The sequence below is a fragment of the Cryobacterium lactosi genome (assembly GCF_004403945.1).
Lineage (GTDB): Bacteria > Actinomycetota > Actinomycetes > Actinomycetales > Microbacteriaceae > Cryobacterium > Cryobacterium lactosi.
This window is the reverse complement of the sequence record NZ_SOHM01000030.1, coordinates 23,944-46,556: the sequence shown is the minus strand read 5'-3', so window position 1 is coordinate 46,556 and position 22,613 is coordinate 23,944. Positions and strand designations below refer to the sequence as shown.

Annotated in this window: 19 protein-coding genes; 10 read left to right on the top strand and 9 right to left on the bottom strand. The window is 69.8% G+C overall.

The genetic code is table 11. The annotated features are described in order from the left end of the window. Positions 1-41 precede the first annotated feature (41 nt). Both E3T61_RS12690 and E3T61_RS12685 read right to left on the bottom strand, forming a co-directional pair. Positions 42-3,095, bottom strand: a complete 3,054-nt coding sequence (locus E3T61_RS12690) for an AAA family ATPase (RefSeq protein WP_134641228.1) — start codon at positions 3,093-3,095, stop codon at positions 42-44. Continuing rightward, a complete protein-coding gene (locus tag E3T61_RS12685) occupies positions 3,092-4,237 on the bottom strand; it encodes an exonuclease SbcCD subunit D (protein WP_134641227.1) in 1,146 nt (381 codons plus the stop codon). The genes E3T61_RS12690 and E3T61_RS12685 overlap by 4 nt, the downstream gene beginning before the upstream one ends. A gap of 107 nt (positions 4,238-4,344) precedes the next feature. On the opposite strand from E3T61_RS12685, the gene E3T61_RS12680 reads away from it, so the two are divergent. Further along, positions 4,345-5,082, top strand: a complete 738-nt coding sequence (locus tag E3T61_RS12680) for a glucose 1-dehydrogenase (protein WP_134641226.1) — start codon at positions 4,345-4,347, stop codon at positions 5,080-5,082. 13 nt (positions 5,083-5,095) lie between these two features. Here E3T61_RS12680 and E3T61_RS12675 read toward each other — a convergent pair whose 3' ends face one another. Then, on the bottom strand, positions 5,096-5,683 hold the full coding sequence (locus tag E3T61_RS12675; protein ID WP_134641225.1) for a hypothetical protein: 588 nt from the start codon (positions 5,681-5,683) through the stop codon (positions 5,096-5,098). 505 nt (positions 5,684-6,188) lie between these two features. On the opposite strand from E3T61_RS12675, the gene E3T61_RS12670 reads away from it, so the two are divergent. The 7 genes from E3T61_RS12670 (at position 6,189) to E3T61_RS12640 (ending at position 13,378) form a co-directional block, all read left to right on the top strand. Then, entirely contained in the window at positions 6,189-6,977 is a 789-nt protein-coding gene (locus E3T61_RS12670) for a DeoR/GlpR family DNA-binding transcription regulator (RefSeq protein WP_134641224.1), read from the top strand. After that, complete coding sequence (locus E3T61_RS12665) at positions 6,974-7,945, top strand: 1-phosphofructokinase family hexose kinase (RefSeq protein WP_134641223.1); 972 nt, start codon at positions 6,974-6,976, stop codon at positions 7,943-7,945. Before E3T61_RS12670 ends, E3T61_RS12665 begins: the two co-directional genes overlap by 4 nt. Further along, a complete protein-coding gene (locus E3T61_RS12660; RefSeq protein ID WP_134641222.1) occupies positions 7,942-9,984 on the top strand; it encodes a PTS fructose transporter subunit IIABC in 2,043 nt (680 codons plus the stop codon). Before E3T61_RS12665 ends, E3T61_RS12660 begins: the two co-directional genes overlap by 4 nt. A 43-nt stretch (positions 9,985-10,027) precedes the next feature. Next, complete coding sequence (gene ptsP, locus E3T61_RS12655; protein ID WP_134641221.1) at positions 10,028-11,716, top strand: phosphoenolpyruvate--protein phosphotransferase; 1,689 nt, start codon at positions 10,028-10,030, stop codon at positions 11,714-11,716. A gap of 96 nt (positions 11,717-11,812) precedes the next feature. Then, positions 11,813-12,091, top strand: a complete 279-nt coding sequence (locus E3T61_RS12650) for an HPr family phosphocarrier protein (RefSeq protein WP_110127836.1) — start codon at positions 11,813-11,815, stop codon at positions 12,089-12,091. Positions 12,092-12,249: 158 nt separating this feature from the next. Next, positions 12,250-12,501, top strand: a complete 252-nt coding sequence (locus E3T61_RS12645) for a hypothetical protein (protein ID WP_130176686.1) — start codon at positions 12,250-12,252, stop codon at positions 12,499-12,501. A 4-nt stretch (positions 12,502-12,505) separates the two neighbouring features. Then, positions 12,506-13,378: an FHA domain-containing protein gene (locus tag E3T61_RS12640; protein WP_134641220.1), complete on the top strand. Its 873-nt coding sequence runs from the start codon at positions 12,506-12,508 to the stop codon at positions 13,376-13,378. On the opposite strand, the gene E3T61_RS12635 is transcribed toward E3T61_RS12640, so the two are convergent. After that, on the bottom strand, positions 13,356-14,957 hold the full coding sequence (locus E3T61_RS12635) for an MFS transporter (protein ID WP_134641219.1): 1,602 nt from the start codon (positions 14,955-14,957) through the stop codon (positions 13,356-13,358). The two genes, E3T61_RS12640 and E3T61_RS12635, sit on opposite strands and share 23 nt — an antisense overlap. Beyond that, positions 14,954-15,775 (bottom strand): tryptophan-rich sensory protein, encoded by an 822-nt coding sequence (locus E3T61_RS12630; RefSeq protein ID WP_134641218.1) that lies wholly within the window; start codon positions 15,773-15,775, stop codon positions 14,954-14,956. The genes E3T61_RS12635 and E3T61_RS12630 overlap by 4 nt, the downstream gene beginning before the upstream one ends. Before the next feature lie 66 nt (positions 15,776-15,841). On the opposite strand from E3T61_RS12630, the gene E3T61_RS12625 reads away from it, so the two are divergent. Next, positions 15,842-16,273: a MarR family winged helix-turn-helix transcriptional regulator gene (locus E3T61_RS12625; protein WP_241992547.1), complete on the top strand. Its 432-nt coding sequence runs from the start codon at positions 15,842-15,844 to the stop codon at positions 16,271-16,273. Positions 16,274-16,283: 10 nt separating this feature from the next. On the opposite strand, the gene E3T61_RS12620 is transcribed toward E3T61_RS12625, so the two are convergent. Then, a complete protein-coding gene (locus E3T61_RS12620) occupies positions 16,284-17,978 on the bottom strand; it encodes a CYTH and CHAD domain-containing protein (protein ID WP_134641217.1) in 1,695 nt (564 codons plus the stop codon). Positions 17,979-18,030: 52 nt separating this feature from the next. Here E3T61_RS12620 and E3T61_RS12615 point away from each other — a divergent pair, with 52 nt between their 5' ends. After that, a complete protein-coding gene (locus E3T61_RS12615) occupies positions 18,031-18,627 on the top strand; it encodes a DUF2510 domain-containing protein (RefSeq protein WP_134641216.1) in 597 nt (198 codons plus the stop codon). Here E3T61_RS12615 and E3T61_RS12610 read toward each other — a convergent pair. From E3T61_RS12610 to E3T61_RS12600, 3 genes are all read right to left on the bottom strand, one after another. After that, a complete protein-coding gene (locus E3T61_RS12610; RefSeq protein WP_198418688.1) occupies positions 18,611-19,423 on the bottom strand; it encodes an HAD-IA family hydrolase in 813 nt (270 codons plus the stop codon). The two genes, E3T61_RS12615 and E3T61_RS12610, sit on opposite strands and share 17 nt — an antisense overlap. 98 nt (positions 19,424-19,521) lie before the next feature. Further along, the gene (locus tag E3T61_RS12605; protein WP_134641215.1) at positions 19,522-21,372 is read right to left on the bottom strand and encodes an HNH endonuclease signature motif containing protein; all 1,851 of its coding nucleotides are present in this window, start codon (positions 21,370-21,372) and stop codon (positions 19,522-19,524) included. Positions 21,373-21,468: 96 nt separating this feature from the next. Further along, a complete protein-coding gene (locus E3T61_RS12600; RefSeq protein WP_134641214.1) occupies positions 21,469-22,581 on the bottom strand; it encodes a hypothetical protein in 1,113 nt (370 codons plus the stop codon). Between the last annotated feature and the right edge of the window lie 32 nt (positions 22,582-22,613).

Sequence of the window (22,613 nt, the reverse complement as noted above, 5' to 3'; positions counted from 1 at the left end):
TCGCGTCTGGATTCAGACAAGCCGTCAGGACTATGGGTGAGCTATGACGCAGCCAAGGAGAGGCTGTTGATCTCGCCGCCGTCGATCTCACTGCCGGCGATCTCGCTGTAGCCCTGCGGAGTCACCCGGATCTGCAGCTTCGCCGGGATCTGCTCCTTCATCGACTCGACGTGGCTGATCAGGCCGATGGTGCGGCCGCCGGCGCGCAGGCTGTCCAGCGTGCTCATGGCCGTTTCGAGGGTCTCCGCGTCGAGCGAGCCGAATCCCTCGTCGACGAAGAGGGTGTCAAGGGCGATGCCGCCGGCCTGGTTGGAGACCACCTCGGCCAGGCCGAGCGCGAGGGCGAGAGAGGCGAGGAAGGTCTCGCCGCCGGAGAGCGAGTGCGTCGCCCTGGCCCGGCCGGTGTGCTCGTCGCGGATCGCCAGCCCCAACCCGGCCTGACTGCCGCGGTATTGCAGGGCGTCGTCGTGTTCGAGGGCGTAACGGCCACCGGTCATGGTGCGCAGCCGGTTGTTCGCCGCGGCGATGATCTCCTCGAGCTGCGCGGCGAGCACGTAGGTCTCCAGCTTCATCCGCTTGGTGTTCGGGTCGTCGCCGTGCACCACGGCGGCGAGCTGGCGCACCTGGGCCTGGGTGGTGAGCAGGTCGGCGGCGAGGGCGATCCGGGCGCGGGCATCCGCCACCAGGGCGGTGAGCGCGCTGGAGCGTTCACGCAGCGACTCGCGCCGGGCCAGGGCGTCGTCGCGGGCGGCGCCGGCCTCTTCGCGGGCGAGCCGGGCGGGGCCCAGGTCGATGGGGTCGTCGGGCAGCCCGGCCAGGTCTGCTTCGGCCAGCACCCCGCGGGCGGCGGCGAGCTGATCGTCGTAGCCGCGGAGGGCGGCCTGGGCGGCCTGCAGAGCGGCCGGGCCGAGCCGGGCGGCGACGGCGGACTGCTCGTCGGCGAAGCCCTCCTCCCGTAATTGCCGGGCCAGGGTGTCGGCGGCGGATTCCGCGGCGCGGCGGGTGGACGCGGAATGCGCCAGCGCGTCGGCCAGGGTGCGGGCGGCGTCGAGTTCGGTCTGCAACCGGTCGGCCCGGTCGGTCACGCTGTCGAACCCGGCGCGCTGGGCCTCGACCCGGCCGGCGATGCCGTCGCGTTCGGTGCGCCGCTCGGCCAGTTGCACGGCGGTGTCGTCCCGCACCAGCTGCAGCGGGGCGACGGCGGCCTGGGCCTCGGCCTGGGCCTCGCGCAGTCTGGCCAGCTCGGCCTCGAGGGCGGGCATCCTGGCGCGGTGGTCTGTGGCCGCGGTGAGGGTGTCCCTGGCCTGCCGGAGCGCGGTAGTGATCCGCTCTGTGTTGATCCGCTCCGTGTCGACCGTCTCGGCATCCCCGTCACCGGCGCGGGTGCGGGCCGCGGTGAGCAGGTTGGCCACGGCCTGGGACTGGCTGCGGGCGGCCTCGGCGGCGGCCTGCCGGCGGCCCATCAGGCTGCGGGCGGCATCCAGGTCGGCCTCGGTGACGGGGTCGGCGGTGCCGGTCACGGGGGCCGGGTGTTCGGTGGCCCCGCAGACCGCGCAGGGGCTGCCGTCCACGAGACCGGCGGCGAGTTCGACGGCGAAGCCGCCGAGTCGGGCGTCCACGAGTTGCTGATAGTGCACGGCGGCGGCGGTGTTCTCCGCCACGGCGTCCCGTTCGGCGCGGTGCACGTCCGCCAGGTCGGTCTCCAGCCGGCGCACGTCTTCGGCCGCGGCCAGCGCCGCCTCCGCGCGGGCGACGGCCGCCTCGGCCTCCGGGGCGCGGGCGGCGCCGAGGGTGGCCTGCGCGAGTGCGTCCGAGGCCGCGTCGATGCGTTCGGGCAGGGCGAGGAGCAGCAATCTGGCCTCGTCGAGCGCGGCGACGTGGGCCGCCGAGCGGCGCTCGAGGTCGGCGATCTGCTCGTCGAGGATGGGCAGCCGGCGTTCCTCGACAAGCAGGTCGTCCAGTCCACCGAGCTGGCGCAGCCTGTCGTCGATGAGGCTCGTCAGGCCTGCGGCGTCGATGCCGTCCGCACCGGCCGGCCAGGCGTCGCGGGCGGCTGCCTCCGCGGCCTCGGCCTCGGTGACGGCGGCCCTGGCGTCGGTGGCGGCCCGCACCTGCGGCCAGACCCTGGCGGCGTGCTCGGCCAGGCGCAGGGTCTCGCGGTCGTCGTGGATCTCGTCGCCGCGGGCCTCCAGAGCGGTGAGCGTGCGTGCGGCAGCATCCCGGCGGTCCTGGCGCCGGCGGCGGTCCTCGACCGCCTGGTAGTCCGCGGTCGCGGCGGCCAGCGCCGCGGCCGCCATGTCGGCGCGCCGGGTGGCGGCCTCGAGCCGCACGTCGAGGGTGCCGAGTGCGGCCTCGAACCAGCCGAGGTCGGGGTCGACCGGGGACTCGGGACGGGTGGCATCCGCAGCATCGTCATCGTCGCGCCAGAGCTGACGCAGCGTGGCCGCCACGATCCCATCGATCTCGTGCCGCACCAGCGCCAGCTCGTCGTCGAGCACCTTGCGGCGGGCGAGCAGCTCGGCCTCCAGCTGCTGAAAGCGCAGGGTGCCGAACAGGGTGCGCAGCACGGTGAGCCTGTCGTCGGTCTTGGCCAGCAGGAACCGCTGGAACCGGTTCTGGGCGAGCAGGATCACCTGCAGGAACTGGTCCTGTTTGAGCGGCAGGATGCGGCTGAGCTCGGTGCCCACATCCACCGGGCGAGCGGCGATGCCCACCCAGGCGTCTCCGGCGGCGTCGAACCGGTCGAGGCGCGCATCCGGTTGCGCCGTGGTGGTGCCGGTGCCGCGTTTCTTCGGCTTCTCGTAGCGCGGCGTGCGGTAGACCCTGTAGGTCTCGCCCTTGAGGGTGAACTCGAGTTCGACGAAGCTCGGGTCGGCAGGATCGCAGTGGTCGCTCCGCAGCCTTAGTTCGCTGCCGTCGAAGCGGGGCACGGCGCCGTACAGGGCGAAGCAGATGGCGTCGAGGATGCTGGACTTGCCGGCGCCGGTCTTGCCGGTGATCAGGAAGATGCCGTCGGCGTCGAAGCGGGTGAAGTCCACCTGCTGCTCGGTCTTGTACGGGCCGAAGCCGGCGATGCGCAGCCGGGTGATCTTCATACCGCGGCGTCCCCGTTCTGGCCCAGCACGTCGGCGACCAGCTCCCGTTCGAAGGCGGTCAGGCCCACGCCGTTCCGCACGAATTCCAGAAAACCGGCCACGATCTCGGGGTCGCTCTTGTGCTTGACCCGGTCGGAGTAGGTCGACTCCGCGGGGGTCTCAGTGATCGCCGGGCGGTGCTCGAGGGCCACGCAGTGCCCGAAGCGTTTCTGCAGCGTGCGCATGCCGTCCAGCGGCCGCACCTGATCGGTGAGGACCGCGGCGACCCAGTCGTCTTCGAACGGCGCGAATTCGTCGTCGTGGGCGAGGGCATCCAGTTCGCCGGTGAGAACGCGCAAACGCCTCGGAATCGGGAGGTCGACCCATTCGGTCTCGGCGAGTCCGGTCGCGTCAAGCTCGACGAGCCAGGCGCCGCGGGGCTTGTCGGCCTCGGCGAAGGAGTAGTGCAGCGGAGCCCCCGAGTAGCGCACCCGGTCGGTGATCCTGGCGCGGCCGTGGATGTGGCCGAGCGCCACGTAGTCGGGGCCGTCGAACACGCTGACCGGCACGAGGTCGAGGCCGCCGGCGCTGATGTCGCGCTCCACGTCGCTCGCCGCAACGCCAGCGGCGAAGCAGTGCGAGAGCACCACGGACCGGCCGCCGCGCGCGGCCAGGTCGGCGCGCACCTGCCGCATCGCCAGGCCCAGCACCTGTTCGTGGGTCTTGAGCAGTTCGTCCGGGTAGTGGTGGCGCACCAGCGCCGGCTCCAGGAACGGGATGCCATAGAAGTGCACGGGGCCGTGTTGGTCGTCGATCGTGATCGGGGTGCGGTACTGGTCGAACCCGGTGACCACGTGGATGCCGGCCAGGCCGGCCCACTCGGACTGGAAGCCGAGCCGGGTGGCCGAGTCGTGGTTGCCGCTGGTCATCACCACGCGAGCGCCGGTGCCGTGCAGGCGTTGCAGGATGTCGCTGAGCAGGGCGTAGCTGTCGGCGGAGGGTGTGGCGGAGTCGAAGACGTCGCCGGCCACGGCGACAACGTCGACCTGGCGCTCGCGCACGATGTCGACGAGGGCGTCGAGCACTTTCGCCAAGTGGCCGAGGGTCTGGTGGGTATGGAAGGTGCGCCCGATGTGCCAGTCACTCGTGTGCAGGATCTTCATGCCACTCACGCTACCGTCGGCCACCGACAGTACTGGCCAAGCCCTGCGCGTGTACATTCCCCGTCGAACTCGTTTCTTCGAAGGTCGACTCGTAGGGAGGTAGCAACATGGCCCGTGTCAGCGGCAAGGTCGCACTCGTCAGTGGTGGAGCTCGAGGACTCGGGGCCGCCATGGCCCGGCGCCTCGTCGAGGAGGGCGCGCAGGTGGTGATCGGCGATGTGCTCAGCGAGGAGGGCAAGGACCTCGCGGCCGAGCTCGGCGAGGCGTGCCGGTACGTGCACCTCGACGTCACCCGAGCCCAGCACTGGGACGCCGCGGTCGCCACCGCCGTTGATGAATTCGGCGGCCTCGATGTGCTCGTCAACAACGCCGGCATCGTGAACTTCGGCACCGTCGAGGAGTACACCCTCGAATCCTGGAACACCATCATCGCGGTCAATCTCACCGGGGTGTTCCTGGGCATCAAGGCCGCGGTGCCCGTGATCATCCGGTCGAAGGCCGGCTCGATCATCAACGTGTCGTCGACAGCGGGCCTGCAGGGCTACGAGGCGCTGCCCGGCTACGTGGCGGCGAAGTTCGGGGTGCGCGGGCTCACCAAGGCGGTGGCGCTGGACCTCGGCAAGTACAACGTGCGGGTCAACTCGGTGCATCCGGGCGCCATCGCCACGCCGATGACCGCCGGACTCGACCTGCCGCAGAACCACGTGGCGTTGCACCGCATCGGCCAGGCCACCGAGGTGGCCAATCTGGTGTTGTTCCTGGCCAGCGACGAGTCGAGCTTCTCCACCGGTGCCGAGTTCCTCACCGACGGCGGCGAACTGAGCGGCCTGTCGCACTACCAGTAGCGCTGCGGCGCTGTCACAGGGCGGCACCCCTGGCCCGCAACCGCAGCCTGATCCGTGCCACCAACGCCGCCGGATCGCGTAGGTCGTCGTCGGTGAACTGCGGCAGGAGCTTGTAGTCGGGGTAGACGAGGTCTCCCCTGGCCAGGAACCGTCCGTGCTCGTCGAAAACGTTGTAGTTGCACTGGGGTTCAGGCAGGCCGGCGAGCACGATGATCACCCGGAGCATCGATTCCCGCGGTGATTCCGATCGGCTGCGGAGCAGGGGCAGGGCGGTTCGGGCGTGCGTGAGCCCGGTGCGGCTCGGGTACTTCTCGAGGGCGTCCGCGAGCTCGCCCCGCGTGAGGATCGGCGACCGCCAGTCGAGGAGGTCGTCGCGGTCGATCCGCAAGCTGTGGCCGACGATGTCGCGTGCCTCCATTGCGGAGGCAGGCGCAGGTATGCCTACGTGCACCGGGCGTAGCTGCGCAAGCCGCGTCGGCACGGGCAGGCCGAGCAGTAACGCCGCGGTGGTGTGCGTGAAGAATGCCTCGCGCTTCATCCGAACCAGGAGCGACCGGCAGAGCGCCTCCAACTCCGTGCGGCGCACCGGGCCACGTCCCATGCCAGACCCCACCCCGCCACTCGGGCCATCGGTGGGGCGCCGCGCCGGGGTACGGATGCCCCAGAAGGGCCGATCGAGGTCGCTGCTCCGTAACCTCGATCGCCCCACCCCGGCATCGAGGGCATCACCGACCCGAAACGGGCGGTCGGCCCATCCGTCAGGAAGAGGGATGCGTGCGGTCACCGGTCGAGGGTGCCTCACAACGCCGGGTCCCCGCTGCAGTTCTCCACAAGGAGTTGCTGGCTGGGCCTCGTTTCGGAAGAAAGCACCTTCATGGAGCCGTTCAACCCTGCGAAGTCCCGAAACGAGAGTGGTTGTTGGTCAAAACGCGCGGGCTAGTCGCCGCGAACACCCCGGAAACGTCCGGCCGGCGTCCAGGGATCTTTGTTTGTCTGTGTTTGTGTTGACAAGCAAAAACAAACGGGTCTAAAGTCAGGCATACCAACTTTTGTGCCCGGTTCCCCCTGATCGCGCACCCACCAGTTCTCACTGTCGAGGAGGCCCGATGTTCGCCGAAGAGCGTCAGTCGATGATCGCCGAAATGGTGTCCGACTTGAGCCGCGTGACCGTCAACGAACTGGCCGTCCGCTTCGACATCACCCCGGAGACCGTGCGTCGCGATCTCTCCGCCCTCGAGCTAAGCCGGCACCTGCGCCGGGTGCACGGCGGCGCCGTGGCCATCGACCGGCTGAGCATGACGGAGCCGAGCCTCGAGGAACGGCAGAGCCAGCGCCACGACGAGAAGGCCCGCATCGCCGATGCCGCCCTGGCCATGATCCCCGCGAGCACCACCGGGTCGATCATCCTGGACTCCGGTACCACCACCGAGCTGCTGGCCGACCGCCTGCTCGACTGGTCGCCCGCCACCGTCGGCGATCAGCTCCTGGTGATCACCAACGCGCTGCCCATCGCCTACAAGCTGGCCGCCAACGAGGCCATCTCGCTGCAGATCCTCGGCGGCCGGGTGCGCGGCCTCACCCGGGCCATCGTGGGCACCCGCACCACGCAGATGCTCGACGCGATGCGCCCCGACATCGCCTTCGTCGGCGCCAACGGCGTGGCCGCCGAGTTCGGCTTCAGCACCCCCGACTCGGTCGAGGCCGCCGTGAAGACCGCGATCGTGCGCTCGGCCCGCCGCGTCGTCGCCCTGGCCGACTCCTCCAAACTCGACCAGGAAACCCTGGTCAGGTTCGCTGCTCTGAGCGACATCGACGCGCTCATCACCGATGCTCCCCCTTCCCAGAAACTTGCCGAGGCCCTGGCCGCGGCGGATGTCGAGGTCGTAATCGCATGATCGTCACACTCACCCCCAACCCCAGCCTCGACCGCACCATCGAGCTCGCCGGCCCCCTGGCCCGCGGCGACGTGCAGCGGGCGCTGGACGCCCACCAGGAACCCGGGGGCAAGGGCGTCAACATCTGCCGCGCCCTCGAGGCCTCCGGCGTGCAGAGCCTGGCGATCCTGCCCGGCGATGCCGAGGACCCGGTGCTCATCGCGCTCACCGCCCAGGGCATCCCGCACCTCGGCCTGCCGATCAACGCGACCCTGCGCAGCAACATCGCGATCACCGAACCCGACGGCACCACCACCAAGGTGAACGAGCCCGGACCGGCGCTCAGCACCGACCAGCAGGCCGCCCTGGTGGAACTGGTCCTGGAGAAGGCCGCCGGCGCCGGCTGGCTGGTCCTGGCCGGCTCGCTTCCGCCCGGAGTGCCGGACACCTTCTACGCCGACCTCACCCGGGAGCTCAAGACCCGGTTCGGTGCCGATGCCCCCAAGGTGGCCATCGACTCCTCAGGCGCACCCCTGGCCGCGGCCATCAGTGCCGGCCCCGACCTGCTCAAGCCCAACGCCGACGAGCTCGCTGAGCTCACCGGCATCTCGGACCCGGAGAGCCTCGAGGCCGACCCGCACCTGGCCGCCCGTGCCGCACACACCCTGATCACCGCGGGAGTCGGCGCCGTGCTGGCCACCCTCGGCTCCAAGGGCGCCCTGCTGGTCACCGCCGAGGGCTACTGGCTCGCCACTCGTCCCCCGATCGTCGCGGTCTCCACCGTCGGCGCCGGAGATTCTTCGCTGGCAGGGTTCCTGCTGAGCGACCTGGCCGGAGCATCCGCCCCGGACTGCCTGCGTCAGGCCGTCGCCCACGGCGCCGCTGCCGCATCCCTGCCCGGCTCAACAGTGCCGGCCTTGACCCAAACCGACCCCAGCGCCGTCACAGTGACGGCATTTGCTACACATCCAAAGGAGGATGACCAGTGAGTGCACTGATTACCCCAGAGCTCGTTGCTTTGGACCAAAACCTCGGCGGCGCACCCGCGACAGTGATCCGGCACCTCGCCGAGCTCGTCGTCGGAGCCGGCCGGGCCACCGAGATCGACGGCCTCTACGCCGACGCCCTCGCCCGCGAGGCCAAGACCTCCACCGGCATCCCCGGTGGACTCGCGATCCCCCACTGCCGCTCGTCGGCGGTCACGGAGCCGACGCTGGCCGTCGCCCGCCTCTCCCAGCCCGTTGACTTCGGATCCGCAGACGGTCCCGCCGACCTGATCTTCATGATCGCCGCCCCCGAAGGCGCCGACCAGGACCACCTGAAGATCCTGTCCAAGCTGGCCCGCTCGCTCATGAAGTCCGACTTCACCACGGCCCTCCGTGCCGCGAAGACCCCCGAAGAGATCGTGACCCTGGTCACCGACATCGTCGCCCCGGTCACCGCCACGGCCGGAGCGCACTCCGGTCCGGCCGCCGCGCGTGCCACCGCAGCCCCCACCGGCGCCGGCACCGAGGGCACCCCGGCCACCGGGGCACGCCGCCTGGTCGCCGTGACCGCCTGCCCCACCGGCATCGCGCACACCTACATGGCAGCGGATGCGCTCGTCGCAGCCGCCAAGGAGATGGGCATCGACCTGCAGGTCGAAACCCAGGGCTCCGCCGGAGCGACCCCGCTGGCCGCTTCCGTCATCAACGCCGCCGACGCCGTGATCTTCGCCGTCGACGTCGACGTGCGTGACAAGGCCCGGTTCGCCGGAAAGCCCGTCATCCAGGCGCCGGTCAAGCGCGGCATCGACGAGCCCAAGAAGATGATCCAGGAGGCCCTCGCCGCCGTGGACAACCCGAACGCCCGCCGCGTCAGCGGTGGCGGCGCCGCGGCGTCCGACTCGGTCACCGAGAACGAGCACCTGGGCCAGAAGGTCAAGCGTGCCCTGCTCACCGGTGTGAGCTACATGATCCCGTTCGTCGCCGGTGGAGGCCTGCTCATCGCGCTGGGCTTCCTGCTCGGTGGCTACAAGATCACCGAGGTCGCCGACACCGTCGTGCTGCAGAACAGCCTCTGGAACCTGCCTGAGGGCGGCATGCTCATCTACCTGGGCGCCGTGCTGTTCAAGATCGGCGCACTGTCGATGGGCTTCCTGGTTCCGGCCCTGGCCGGTTACATCGCCTACGGCATCGCCGACCGGCCCGGTATCGCCCCCGGCTTCGTCGCCGGTGCGGTCTCCGGCTTCATGGGTGCCGGCTTCCTCGGCGGCATCGTGGGTGGCCTGCTCGCCGGCGTCGCTGCGGCCTACATCGGTTCCTTCAAGGTGCCGAGCTGGCTGCGGAGCCTGATGCCCGTCGTGATCATCCCGCTGCTCGCCTCGATATTCGCCTCCGGCCTGATGTTCCTGGTGCTCGGTGGACCGATCGCCTGGCTCACCGTCGCCCTGAGCGACTGGCTCAACGGCATGACCGGCGCGTCGGTCATCATCCTGGGTCTGATCCTCGGCCTGATGATGGCGTTCGACCTCGGTGGCCCGGTCAACAAGGTGGCCTACTCCTTCGCCGTCGCCGGCCTCGGTGCCGCAACGCTGGCCAACCAGGCGCCGTGGCAGATCATGGCCGCGGTCATGGCCGCCGGCATGGTTCCGCCGCTCGCCATGGCCCTGGCCACCGTGCTCGACCGCAAGCTGTTCAGCCCGGTCGAACGCGAAAACGGCAAGGCAGCCTGGCTGCTCGGTGCGTCGTTCATCTCCGAAGGCGCCATCCCGTTCGCTGCGGCCGACCCGCTGCGCGTGATCCCCGCGAGCATGCTCGGCGCGGCCACCACCGGTGCGCTGACGATGGCCTGGGGCGTCACGTCCAAGGCCCCGCACGGCGGCATGTTCGTCTTCTTCGCCATCGACAACTTCCTCCTGTTCGCTCTCGCGATCATCATCGGCACGGTCATTTCGGCCATCGCCGTGATCGTTCTGAAGCGCTACGTGCGGAAGGCGCCGACGGCCGAGAACGCCGAGCTGGCTAACACCACCCTGGTGACCGCCTAGCATTAGTGGGTTACCCACTGTTTATGAGAATCGAGGAAGTTCCGTGCAGAGTTTCACAGGAGTAGGGGTCAGCCCCGGGCGGATCGTAGGATCCGTTCGGCAGATGCCCAAGGCCGTGAGCGAGCCGCCAGCAGGAGAGAAGCTGGCCTCGTCGACGACGGCAGAGGATGCCGCCGTCACACTGCGCGCAGCCGCGAAGGCGGTGCAGGCCGAACTCAAGCAGCGTTCGGTCAGCGCCACCGGAGCGGGCAAGTCGGTTCTCGAGGCCACAGCACTGATGGCCGCGGACCCCATGCTCATCAAGGGCGCCGTCAAGTTGATCACCAACAACGACACCTCCGCTGAGCGGGCAATCTGGGAGTCCGCGGCATCCGTGGCCGAAATGCTTCACAACCTCGGCGGCTACATGGCCGAGCGGGCCACGGATGTCCTCGACGTGCGTGCCCGGATCGTCGCGGAGCTGCGTGGGGTGCCCGCACCGGGCATCCCCGCCTCCGATGAACCGTTCATCCTCGTCGCCGACGACCTCGCGCCGGCCGACACCGCCACGCTGAACCCGGCCGTCGTCCTGGCTCTGGTCACCTCAGGCGGCGGACCGCAGTCGCACACCGCCATCATCGCGCGCGCGCTCGGCCTGCCCGCTGTCGTCGCCGCCGTGGGCGTCGAGTCCATCGCGGATGGCTCCGCCGTCTACGTGGACGGCGCGGCCGGCAGCATCACCCTCGACCCCGACGCCGACCAGGTCGCCGCGGCAGAGGCCTGGGCCGCCAACGCGGCCACCCTCGCGGTGTTCGACGGCGAGGGCGTAACCGCCGACGGCCACCTCGTGCCGTTGCTCGCGAACGTGGGCGGCGCCGCGGATGCCGTCAAGGCCGCCGCAGCCGGCGCCCAGGGTGTCGGCCTGCTTCGCACCGAGTTCTGCTTCCTCGACCGCGACGAAGAACCCACTCTCGACGAGCAGGTCACCGCGTACCGCGGCGTCTTCGACGCGTTCCCCGGCAAGAAGGTCGTCGTGCGCACGCTCGACGCCGGCGCCGACAAGCCCCTCCCGTTCCTCACCGACGCGTCAGAGCCCAACCCGGCGCTCGGCGTGCGCGGTTACCGCACCGACTTCACCTCCCCCGGTGTGCTGAAGCGCCAGCTGGCCGCCATCGCGACCGCCGCCGAGGGCACCGAAGCGGATGTCTGGGTCATGGCCCCGATGATCTCCACCGCCGAAGAGGCCGGCGATTTCGCAGGTATGTGCCGCGAGGCCGGACTGAAGACCCCCGGTGTCATGGTCGAGGTTCCCTCCGCCGCATTGACGAGCGAGACCATCCTGGGTCTGGTGGACTTTGCCAGCCTGGGCACCAACGACCTCACCCAGTACGCCATGGCGGCCGACCGCCAGCTCGGCCCGCTCGCCGCGCTGAACACCCCGTGGCAGCCCGCCGTGCTCAAGCTGATCCAGCTCACCGTGGCCGGTTCCGTCGCCGAGGGCAACAACAAGCCCGTCGGTGTCTGCGGCGAGGCCGCGGCCGACCCGGCCCTGGCCGTGGTGCTGGTGGGTCTCGGCGTGAACACCCTCTCGATGACCGCCAGGGCCCTCGCGGCCGTCGCGGCCGTGCTGGCCAAGGTGACCCTGCCCGAGGCCCAGCGCCTCGCAGGCATCGCCCTGTCCGCGCCGAGCGCTCTCGAGGCACGCGCCCGGGTGCGCGCCGAGCTGCCCGTTCTCGACGAGCTGGGGCTCTAAGCCCCAGGCGTGAACCGCGCGATGTGCTCCCGTCTCAGGGCGTGCGCACATCGTGCGGGCAATACAGTTGTAATCCGTACAGTTTCAGGAGGAACCATGTCAGAACGTACCGCCACCATCGCCAGCCGCGTTGGCCTGCACGCCCGCCCCGCAGCGATCTTCGCTGAGGCCGTCGGCGCCCTGCCGGTCGAGGTCACCATCGCCCTCGAGGGCGACCCGGCCGACGACGCCATGGACGCGTCGAGCATCCTGTCGCTCATGAGCCTGGGTGCCGCAAACGGCCAGGTCGTCGTGCTGCGCGCCGAGGGCGACGGAGCGGATGAGGCCCTCGAAAGCCTCGTCAAGATCCTCGAGACTGACCTCGACGCCGAGTAATTCCCGCGTCACACCGAACAGCCCGCTCGCCTCTGGCGAACGGGCTGTTTTTGTGTGCGGGGCCGGGCCCCAGAGAGCCCAGCAGATCCCCAGTTCCGCCGCGCCGCGCCCCGCTATCGTGGCCCTATCCTCAACGACGAGCGAATAGGAATTGCCTCATGACCGATCTGCAGAATGACTCCGTCGAATCCGTGCCGGCCTCCGGACCGGACGCACACAGCATCCAGGACTGGACCGACCTGGGCAAGGAGATGTGGTCGTATCTCACCGGCAAGAGTGCCGTGATCGACTACAGCTTCATCGACATGACGGTCGAGGTTCCCCGCGACATCGGGCCGGATGCGCCCCGGGCGACCTGGAAGCTCAACGGCACGGTGCGGGTGACCACCAGCGAGAAGCCGGCCGACTAAGGCCATGGGCACGCACCTCGACATCGATCTGGCTTTCACGATCGAACCGGCGGGCGAGGAACCACCCGGCCTGCATGGCACGATTCGCGCGGACGGCCTGGACATCGACGTGTTCCTCAGCGACCCCGAGCGTTTCGTGCGTGCGCGGATGTCGTCGTTGCCGGCCCTGCGCACGGTAGCGGCCGATCTGGCCGAGCGAGGTCTCGTGGTGTCGGTGAGCGGCCCGGACGGGGTGATCGCCCGGATGGGCGCCGTTCAGGCCCCGCTGGCCCAACGCCTGGTCACGAGGTCGCCGCACCTCATGCTGGGCAGCGCGGCAGCGGTGACTCAACTCCTGCGGCGCTGGCGCCAGCCGGACGCTGCCGGACGGGCGGTGCCGGCACCGCCGCCCACACCTTTCCCGCTGGTGCCCACCCTGGCCAGGCGCATCCGGCGGCGCGTCACGACCACCCATTACGCGCCGGGGGCCGGGCGGCCCCGCCTGATCTTCGTGGTGGGCTCGGAGAACTGGAACGGCCGCCCCCCGCGCGAATTCGACCTACTGCCCGGCGTGACCCGCATCGGCAGCGACGCGGACGCCGACCTGCGCCTGGACGGGTTGTCGGGATTGCATGCCGAGATCCGGCACGACGAGAACGATGAATACCTGCTCATCGCCCACGGCCCGGTGGGCGGGGGTGCCAAAGCGGATGCGCCCTCAGCCGGCCTGATCCTGCGCACCGGCGCCCGCCTCGAGATGGGTCCGTGGCGAATGGGCTTCTTCCGCGAGGAGTATGCCGACCACGGCCGCCCGTTCGGCGGCCGCTTGGGCGGCGAACTCTCGGTGCAGAAGCCGCAGCCGAGCAGAACGGGGGCTATCCGGCGGCCGTCGTCCTGACCGGTTCCTCCTCGTGCTCGACGGGACGCGCGGTGAGCCGCAGGGTCGCGAGGAGACCGACCACCAGGAACCCGGCGGCCGCGTAGGCCGAGTACCTGGTGCCCTCGCTGAATGCCTCCCTGGCGGCTTCCGCCACCGCGGGGCTCTGGGCATCGAGTGACGGGATGACGGCGCCGGCGCTGTCCACGACGGCATCGACGATCTGGGTGCTGGTGGCCGCCGGAATATCCAGTTCGGCGAGCTTGGCGTCCAGCGAGAGCCCCACCGAGGTGAACAGCACGGTGCCGAGCACCGCGATGCCCAGCGCCGAGCCGATCTGCCTGGCCGTGCTTGAGGTGCCGGAGCCCTGGCCGCTCTGGTCGATCGGCACGTCGCCGAGCACCACGCCGGTGAGCTGGGCCGTGGCGAGGCCGACACCCAGGCCGTAGACGAAGAGGAACGGCACGATCGACACCCACGTCGCATCCACCGAGATCATGGTGCCCAGGCCGGCGACGCCGACGATCTCCGCCACAATGCCCACCCGCACGATGGTCAACGGGGTCACCTTGTTGCCGAACGCGCCGGCGAGGCCGCTGGCCACGAATGAGCCGATGGCCAGGGCCAGAAGCACGAACCCGGTCTGCAGGGCGTCGTAGCCCAGCACGTTCTGCAGCCAGAGCGGCAGCGAGAGGATGATGCCGAACTCACCGAGAGACACGATCAGGGCGGCGATGTTGCCGTTGCGGAACGACGGGATCCGGAACAGCGAGAACGCCAGCAGGGTGGACTTGCCCTGGCGTTGCCGGTGCAGGCCCCACCAGATGAACGCGGTCCCCGAGATCAAGGTGATGGCGAACGCGACCGGGATGATCGACAGCTCGAAAGGCCAGGTCCAGTCGCCGAGGGTCGGGGCGGTCTTGGTGAGCCACCAGCCGTAGGTGCGGCCCTCGATCAGGCCGAACACGAGCGTGGCGCTGGTGATGACCGACAGCACAGCGCCGACCACGTCGATGCGGCGGGGCTCGCCGGCATCCTTGGACTCGGAGACGAAGATCAGTACGCCGACGATGATGACCAGGCCCAACGGCACGTTGATGCCGAACGCCCACCGCCAGGAGAAGTAGGTGGTGAGCCACCCGCCCAGCAGCGGACCGACGGCGACCATGCCGCCGATGGTGGAGCCCCAGATGGCGAAGGCGATGCCGCGGTCCCGGCCTCGGAAGGTGGCGTTGATCAGCGACAGGGTGGTGGGCAGCACCATGGCGCCGCCGATGCCCTGCACGAGCCGGGCGGCGATGAGCAGATCGCCCGTCTGCGCGAAGGCGGCGAGCACCGACGCCACGGCGAAGATCACCACGCCGGTGAGCAGGATGCGCCGGCGGCCGTACCGGTCGGCCAGGGTGCCGAAGACCAGCAGCAATGCGGCGAAGACCAGGGTGTAGCTCTCCTGCACCCACTGCACCTGGGTGGAGGTGATGTCGAGGTCGTCGATGATCGACGGGATGGCGACGTTGACGATGGTGGAGTCGACGATGATCAGGGCGACGGCGATGCTGATGAAGACCAGGCCGAACCAGCGGCGGCGTGCCCCGGTCATGCGCGGGCGGATGCTACGACGGGCGCTGTCTCGCCCAGGCGGCGCGGTGCCCGGATGCGGAGGACCACGGTGACGGCGACGACCACGACGACGGCCACGATGGCCGCGATCGCGGTGGGGGTGGAGAGCAGGTCTCCGGTGAGCCGGGCGACGGCCACCCACGACAGGCCCCAGCAGAGCGCGATGGTCGGGGTGAGGCGACCCTGGCCGGCCACGGCGATAAACACGCCGACGAGTCCGGCGACGGCGATGATCACGACGCTCCAGACGTCGGCGGCGAGGCCGAATCCATTGAAGCCGGCATGAACGAGAACCGCCGTGATATTGGCGGCGGTGGCCACGCACACCCAGCCGAGGTAGAGCCCCAGAGTGCCGTCCACGAGGACGGTTTCCACCAGGGTGCGGGGTCGGCTGTCCAAGATGATGCGGAAGGTCCAAACCAGCACGGCCAGGAGCACGACGATGACCGGTATCGTCAGCCAGAGCAGGTCATATTGCACGCAGAGGATCCAGGCGGCGTTCAGCAGTAACGAGGCTGCGATGGGATACCCGAGCCGGCGCTGGCGGGGGTCGGACTTCTGCTTGGGCAGCAACTGCCAGATGGCGTAGAGCACCAGACCGGCGTAGATCGGGGTCCAGATGCTGAAGGCCGGCCCACCGGGAGCGATCGGAGTGGCATCCGCGGCGAGGGCACCTCCCGAAGCGGTCTCGACGGCGTTACCGCCGGCGGCGCCGGAACCGATGAACGCGCCGACGAGGCCGAGGATCGCAGAGAGCAGCACTACGATCTGGCGGGACAGGTCTCTTGACGTGATCACGGGTTCTCCTTCGTCGAGGTATTGATCAGCTAGCTGACTAAACCACGCTAGCAGTACATTGAGAGGGTGACCACTCCCGATTCCGACGCCATGTCTCAGTGGCCGAACGGCCGGCTGCTCTCAACAGCGGCCCGGCTGGTGGAGCATGCCTGGGTGGACGCTCTGGACTCCCTCGGCCTCACCCACGCCGGGCTGATCGTTCTCCATCTGCTCGGCCCCGGCGCACAGAGTCAGACCGAGCTGGCCCGGCAAGCCCGGGTGCAGACGCAGACCATGTCACGCACTCTGGACCGGCTGGAGCGGGAGGGCCTGGTGGCCAGAATCCGCGATGAGCGAGACGCCAGGCGCCACCTGGTCACCCGCACGGATGCCGGCACCGCCGCCTGGCAGCAGGCCCGCACCCTCGAGGCCGACGTTTTCCCCCCGCTCGAGAACGCCGAAGAACTGCGTGCGGCCCTGCTGCAGATCATCACGGCGTCCTCGGCCAAGCGCTGGTAGCCGCGAAGACTCAGAGATCGCGGATGAGCCGCTTGAGCGCGCGCACCGCTCGCTCGGCTTCACACAGAACCACGGGTACGGTCTCGTCCAGGCGTTCGGCGCGGGCCACGAGCAGGCCGTAGACCAGAGTGTTCTCGCCGCCCTCGTGTGCCGCCTGCGCGGCCCTGTCGAGTTCCTCGATGTAGAGCAGTCCGTCGTGCCGGTCGCCGAGCCGCTTCACCAGCGGCTTCGCCACCTTGGCCAGGCGAGCGTAGCCGCGGCGGTGCTTGGCGAATCGGGCGGCGGCCTCGGCGCGCTTGGCTGCTTCCTTCTTGGCCGCCTTCTTGGCGGGCCGTGCTGCGGGTTCTGTCGCCGGTCCGCCGGCCACGGGCTGGGCCGCTGCCACTGCCTCGGCTGCGTAACGCAGCCGGCGGGCGGCCTTCCGCACCTCGTGCAGCGCCGGCTCCGGGGCATCCGCGTCGGTCACGGCGCTGGTGCGACGCGCGAGGACACCGACGGCCCTCTCGAGGTCGCGGGCGATCTCGGCTGCGGCGGGCCGCTCGGCCCTGCTGGTGAGCGGCGGCCAGGCCACGAAGCGCTCCAGGGAGTCCAACAGTCGGTAGTAGCGCGGGCTCAGGAGGTAGCTGCGGACCGCTCCGAGGCCTTCCGCGTAGTCCCGGCGCGCTCCGCCGACAAGCCGGGTCTGGGCGTCGTCGGTGGGATAGCCGCTGGGATAGCCGGCGACGCCGGCGAGTTCGCCGGCCAGCCGGGCGCCGCGCACCTCGGCATCGCGGGCTCGGCCCAGTTCGACGCCGAGGCGCCCCAGTTCGAGGCGGAGGTCGGTCACGGCCGACTTCTCGAACAGCCGGGCGTAGACCGCGAGGACGCTGCGCAGGCGGCGAACGGAGGTGCGCATCTGGTGCACGGCATCCGGGGCATCCGCTCGCGCCAGCGGGTCGTTGGCGATGAGAGTGGCGGTCAGCTCGCGGAGTGCGCCCACGACGATGGCGCCGGCCGAGTCGGGGTGTTGCAGGGCCGCTGCAGGGAGCAGGCCGGGCAGCATTTCGGCGGTGCTGAGCTCGGTGAGGGACCGAACGCCGACGGCTCGGGCGATCTTGGCCACGCTCGTCGAAGGGGTCGCTCCGGCGGCGAGCAGTTCCTGCTCGATGGCGTCGAGCAGTCTGGTGCGCTTCTTCCGGGTGTCAGGGGCGCCGCCCAGCAGTTCGGCCTCCCACTCGCGCCACTTGCGGTACGTTCCGCCGCGCGCGTCGGAGGCAGAGACGAGGTCGTCGGCGATCTCGGCGAGGGCCTGGCCGTCGGCACCGGAAATCCGCACCGCGGTTCGCACGGTGCTGATCCGGGCCAGCGGGGTCAACGGTCGGTCGCGCACGATCGCGCGCACCGGTTCGAGCACATCGGCGGGGATCGGTTCGCCCTCAGCGGAGTCGGCACCGCCGATATCGAGAGGCCAGTGCACCTCGGTGCGGCCCTCGTCGGCCGGGGTCTTGAGGTGCCAGCCGGCGTCGCCGCCGCCCTCACGACGGCGCAGGACGATGCGGTTACGCGCCAGGGCGTGATCGTCGGTGTCGTAGTAGACGGCCGACAGGATGACTGGTTCCTCCGCCGTTTCGGCGGTGATCCCGTCAACCCCCAGCAGGGACGGAACGGGCCGGAGTCCCTCGATGTCGTATTTGCGCTCGATCTCGGTCTGCTCTTGGCCAGTCATGTGTCCTGTCTACTACCTTGGACGGGTCAGGAGAAACATCTGAGGGGAGATCATGACCGCCACCACGCCAGAACTCGGGGAACCACGTTGGCACGCCGATCCGGAGGGAGGGCCAGGCTTGCGCTGGTGGGACGGCACCCAGTGGACCTCTGCCGTGATGGGTCCGGCCGAGTTGGGGCCGCCCGTGCAACAACCGTTGGCGGCCGACACCGTCGTCTACACAGTGCCGCTCTGGATCATCGTCTTCCTGCCCCTGCTGTCGACGCTCGGTCTCCTGCTGATCCCCGTCGGTTCGCTCGCGTCGGTCTTCGCCGAACAATCCTCTGGCCGACTGCAGACTTTCGACCCGTCGACGATGCTGCGCAATCTGTTGAACCTGCTCGTCTACGGCACGACGATCGCCCTGGCCTACGCCGACCGGCGCACCCTGTTGCGGGCCGGTTACGCGCGTCCGTTCCACTGGGCGTGGGCGTTTCTCTCGACCGGGGTCTACATCGTGGGCCGGTCGATCATCGTGCAGCGCCGCATCGGTCGTGGGCTCACGCCCATCTGGGTATGGGTGGGCGTGACGATGCTGGGAGTGGTCGCGTCCGTCGGCCTGCTGATCGAGGCGTTGACCGCGATCTGGGGGCTTACGACTGGGGCGTGAGCGAGAACACCACGCCGTGGTCGTGCAGCTCGATGCGGAGGCGGTCGAGGCTGGGCACAACAAGGTCGGCGTCCAGTTCGTCGGCGGAGTGGGTGCCGACTACGCCGATGGTTGCGCAGCCCGCCGCGCGGCCGGCGGCGAGGCCCGCGGGAGCGTCTTCGATGACCACGCACTGGCGGGCATCCAGGCCGAGCCGGTCGGCTGCCTCGAGGAACGGGTCCGGGGCCGGCTTGCCCTTCACGGTGTCCTCAATGGTGACGACGGTGGCGGGCGCGGCGAAACCGGCAGAGTCGAGGCGGATGCGGCACAGCGCGCTGTCGCACGAGGTCACGATCGCCCGGCGACCTTCCGGCAGGGTCGCCATCAGCTCCGCGGCTCCGGGCAGGATGCTGATGTCGTCGGTGTCGGCGAGCTCCAGCTGGTTGACGCGGAGGATCGAGGATTCGACCAGCTCGGGTGCGACCAGGTCGGCCACCATCTCCCGGGCCGGGCGGCCGTGCTGGATGCCGGAGAACAGGGCGCCGAAGCCCATTTCGTCTGCCCACTGCTGCCAGGACCGGTTCACGGCCTTGGTCGAATCGACCAGGGTGCCGTCCATGTCGAAGAGCACGCCCTGGAAGACCCGGCCGAGCACAGCGTGCGCCCCGCTCTCGGGCGCCGCCTCGAGACCAGTTTCAGGAACCGCTTCAAGACCAGTTTCGGGAGCAGCCTCGGGAACCGCCTGCAGAATTCGCTGGAGATCGGCCTCGATATCAGCACGCGCGGTGTTCTCGGACGTGGATTCGGCGTTCGTCATGGTGGATCCTTCTTCCGAAGCACCGTCGGAGTCGCTGTGATGCCTCTTCTTCGACCCTAACGAAGCCCCCATCGCGGCGGTAATCGTCGCCGCTCGGGTCATTCGGTGTGGGGTGGTTTTCGGGTTGTGGGGTTGTGGGCGCGGTGTTGGGGTGGTTTGCGCCAGGTGCCGGTGGGGTCGATCCAGTGTGGTGCTTTGACTTCGGGCATGCCGAGGAGCATGCGGATTTTCCAGCCGTCGGTGTTGGTGATGCCGTGGTGGTGGCGCCAGCAGAGGAGCACTCCGTTGGTGACGTTGGTGGGTCCGCCGTGTTGCCAGGGGATGACGTGGTGGACTTCGGTCCATTGGGGTGGGCAGGTGCAGCCGGGGATGATGCAGCCGCCGTCTCGGGCGGTGATGGCTTTGCGTTGCATGGGGGTGAAGCAGCGGGCTTTGTTGCCCAGGGCCAGGACGGCGCCGGTGCCGCCGAAGAAGATCGGTCGGAAGCCGCCGTTGTCGATCATTTGGTTGATGGTGGTCATCGAGATCGGCCCGTCGATGCCGTCGATCCAGCCGACGCCGATGCCGGCGAGGAGGTCGGTCGCGCTCACGTGCACCATCACGGTCGGTGGCATACCGCCCATGGTCGGGGTGCGGGGGTCTTGGGCGACCTGGACGAGGATGCCGCGGAGGATGTCGGCGCGTTTTTCGCCGCCGGTGCGTTCGTCCAGGATCTCGCCGGGCACGAGTTCGCCGGCCTCGATGCGTTGCTGCTCTTCGGCGGAGGGGAACGCGGGTGCGGTGCGGGCGGATTGGAAACTGTCGAAGAGCGTGTGGATGATGCCTTTGAGCTCCGGGGTGACTCCGCCGCGCAGCGGGTGCAACCCTCGGGTCAGCCTGCCGAAAGACAGCGTGGATTTGGCCTCGAGGACAGCTTCGGTGGGTGCGGCGCCGTCGGGGTTCAGCGCGGCCTGCCAGGTCAGGGTCATGTCCCGGATCCGGTCGGCGGGGAAGGTGAACCCGGCCGAGTCACCCAGACGGGCGACCGGACCTGTGCCGGTGGCCGTGCCGGGCGTGGTGCCGGTGCCCGAGTCGGTCCCGGTGCCGGTCCCGGTGTCCGCGGGGCCGGGCGTGCGGCCGAAGACCGACCCGGTCGCGCTTTCGACCAAACCGGCCTCACCGGCGTCCACGTCGGCCTGGTTCGCGTCGAAGCGGCCGTGCACCTTGTAGTCGGCCAGGCCCTTGACGATGTTCTCGGCCGCGTCGATGCCGAGCTCGCCCGCGGCCAGTGCCGCGGCCACGAACGGGAACACCGGCTCCAGCACCGCCCCGCCCATCACCCGCGGGGCCACCTTCTCACCCAGCAGCACCCGGCGTTTCATCTCCGGCACCGACGCGCCGGTCAACCGGATCAACAAGTCGTTCGAGTGTGTCGCACCCAACCGCCAGGCCATCGACTCCCGGCCCAACCCGGACCGGGACCGGTAGCCCACCACCGTCGCGGTGCTGACCCGGGCCGCATCCACCGGCCGGCCCGCCCGCTCCACCATCTGCGTCAACGCCACCACCTCGGCGTCACTCAGAGCATTCACGTCCAGCGAGTCCATCACCGCCCGCACCGTGCGAGCCGCATCCTCCAGGGCCTGCAACTTCTCACCGAACACCCCGGTGCGCGCACGCTGCACCCCGGGCAGATCGGCCGGATCCCGCCACGCCGGCCGCCCCTCACCCGAAGCGAGACGCGGCGTCGACGGGCGGCGGATAGCGGCCCCGGACTCCGTGTCGGCGGTGCCCCCTAGCCTGTGAGCATCCGAGCCGGTAGCGCCTGAGCTGTGCGCATCGGAGTCAGCCGCATCAAAGTCGGAGGCATCCGGCGCCGGAGCGGCCAGTGCCGTGTTCCAGTCACAGAGATTGGAGCCGGCGGGAGGAGTTCCCGTCGGTGCGGTGGAGCCGGCTAGCTCTTCATCCATAACCCCATTCTCTCACAAATCGGAGGTATATGTGAGGAAATCTCAGATAGTCCACAAGGGAGTTTCAGAAGTGTGTACGGAAGGGCCAGGCAATAACTAGACGGCGTCCGCATAGCGCGCGTAAGCCCTCACGGCGAGCGCCGTGGCATCCGCGAGGTCGGCCGGACCGGTGGTGGTCACGGTCAGCCACACCCCACCCGCGAGCAGGGTCACCTGACAGTCCGACTCAGCACAGCCCGAGTACGCCTGCACCCCGGCCTTCGGCCAGGCGGCTCCTGCCTCGCGCGCCAGGTCGACCGCCTGCAGGGCGATCGGTGAATTCAGGGCACCGAAGGCCATGCTCCTCCACGCGTCACCGGCCGCGGGGAGCACCGTCAGCCTCACCACGTCCCAGGGTGCGCTCTGGTCGGACGCCCAGGAACAATCCACCAAGCCGGCACGGTACGCCGGAACCTGGAACCTGAAGTTGCCGCTGCCGACGGGCGTGACGTCGCCGCCGCTCGCGCCTACCAGGCGGCCGGCCGCGGTCAGGTCGTGCGGGCTGAGGAGCGTCGGACATTCGGCCCGGGGCGGCACCAGCGGATCGGGCAAGGTCACGTGCCTGACCTGGTCGACCATTGTGGCCGCATAGGCCAGGAATGCGTCGTCCGCCGGCTCCTGCATGGCCACGGTGATCGAGAGCCAGGTCGTGCCGACCAGCACCTGGGCACGGCAGCCGTGCCATTCGCCGCCCCGGCAGGCGTAGTAGGCGGCGTCGCCGAGTTCCACCGGCGCCATCGGGTGACCGTCGTTGGAATCAGGCTCGGTAAGGGTGAAATAGGTTCCACTGTCGGGCAGAACCGTGACCACGACAGAAGGCCCAGGGTCATCGCCGGCCGGCACCACGTACCGGCACGACTGCTGCCCCGATGCCTCCAGCGCGGCAGAGGCCATGGCGATCCCCACCAGCGCGGTGCTCGGGGCGAAGCCGTCGGTCTGCTGCACAGGGTCGCCCAGGATGAGGTCCTCGACCGGCACGCCGAGGACTCCGGCGACGCCCGCTGCCGGCACCACGACCGAGCAGTCCAGCCGCACGCCGTCGGTGGCCGCCGGGGCGGCATCCGTCACGGTGGGCGTCGACGACGGCACAAGGGCTATCGACCCAGGCCCGGCCGTGCAGCCCGCCAGCAAGACCAGCAGTGCGGCCCCCGCCACCCCTCGCCGTGCCATTGCTCCCAGCCGATTCCGCGGATGCATACCCC

Excerpts from the sequence above, each read along its gene's own strand:
- E3T61_RS12690 (WP_134641228.1), bottom strand. The coding sequence starts at position 3,095 with ATGAAGATCACCCGGCTGCGCATCGCCGGCTTCGGCCCGTACAAGACC.
- E3T61_RS12685 (WP_134641227.1), bottom strand. The coding sequence starts at position 4,237 with ATGAAGATCCTGCACACGAGTGACTGGCACATCGGGCGCACCTTCCAT.
- E3T61_RS12680 (WP_134641226.1), top strand. The coding sequence starts at position 4,345 with ATGGCCCGTGTCAGCGGCAAGGTCGCACTCGTCAGTGGTGGAGCTCGA.
- E3T61_RS12675 (WP_134641225.1), bottom strand. The coding sequence starts at position 5,683 with ATGGGACGTGGCCCGGTGCGCCGCACGGAGTTGGAGGCGCTCTGCCGG.
- E3T61_RS12670 (WP_134641224.1), top strand. The coding sequence starts at position 6,189 with ATGTTCGCCGAAGAGCGTCAGTCGATGATCGCCGAAATGGTGTCCGAC.
- E3T61_RS12665 (WP_134641223.1), top strand. The coding sequence starts at position 6,974 with ATGATCGTCACACTCACCCCCAACCCCAGCCTCGACCGCACCATCGAG.
- E3T61_RS12650 (WP_110127836.1), top strand. The coding sequence starts at position 11,813 with ATGTCAGAACGTACCGCCACCATCGCCAGCCGCGTTGGCCTGCACGCC.
- E3T61_RS12645 (WP_130176686.1), top strand. The coding sequence starts at position 12,250 with ATGACCGATCTGCAGAATGACTCCGTCGAATCCGTGCCGGCCTCCGGA.
- E3T61_RS12640 (WP_134641220.1), top strand. The coding sequence starts at position 12,506 with ATGGGCACGCACCTCGACATCGATCTGGCTTTCACGATCGAACCGGCG.
- E3T61_RS12635 (WP_134641219.1), bottom strand. The coding sequence starts at position 14,957 with ATGACCGGGGCACGCCGCCGCTGGTTCGGCCTGGTCTTCATCAGCATC.
- E3T61_RS12620 (WP_134641217.1), bottom strand. The coding sequence starts at position 17,978 with ATGACTGGCCAAGAGCAGACCGAGATCGAGCGCAAATACGACATCGAG.
- E3T61_RS12615 (WP_134641216.1), top strand. The coding sequence starts at position 18,031 with ATGACCGCCACCACGCCAGAACTCGGGGAACCACGTTGGCACGCCGAT.
- E3T61_RS12610 (WP_198418688.1), bottom strand. The coding sequence starts at position 19,423 with ATGACGAACGCCGAATCCACGTCCGAGAACACCGCGCGTGCTGATATC.
- E3T61_RS12605 (WP_134641215.1), bottom strand. The coding sequence starts at position 21,372 with ATGGATGAAGAGCTAGCCGGCTCCACCGCACCGACGGGAACTCCTCCC.
- E3T61_RS12600 (WP_134641214.1), bottom strand. The coding sequence starts at position 22,581 with ATGGCACGGCGAGGGGTGGCGGGGGCCGCACTGCTGGTCTTGCTGGCG.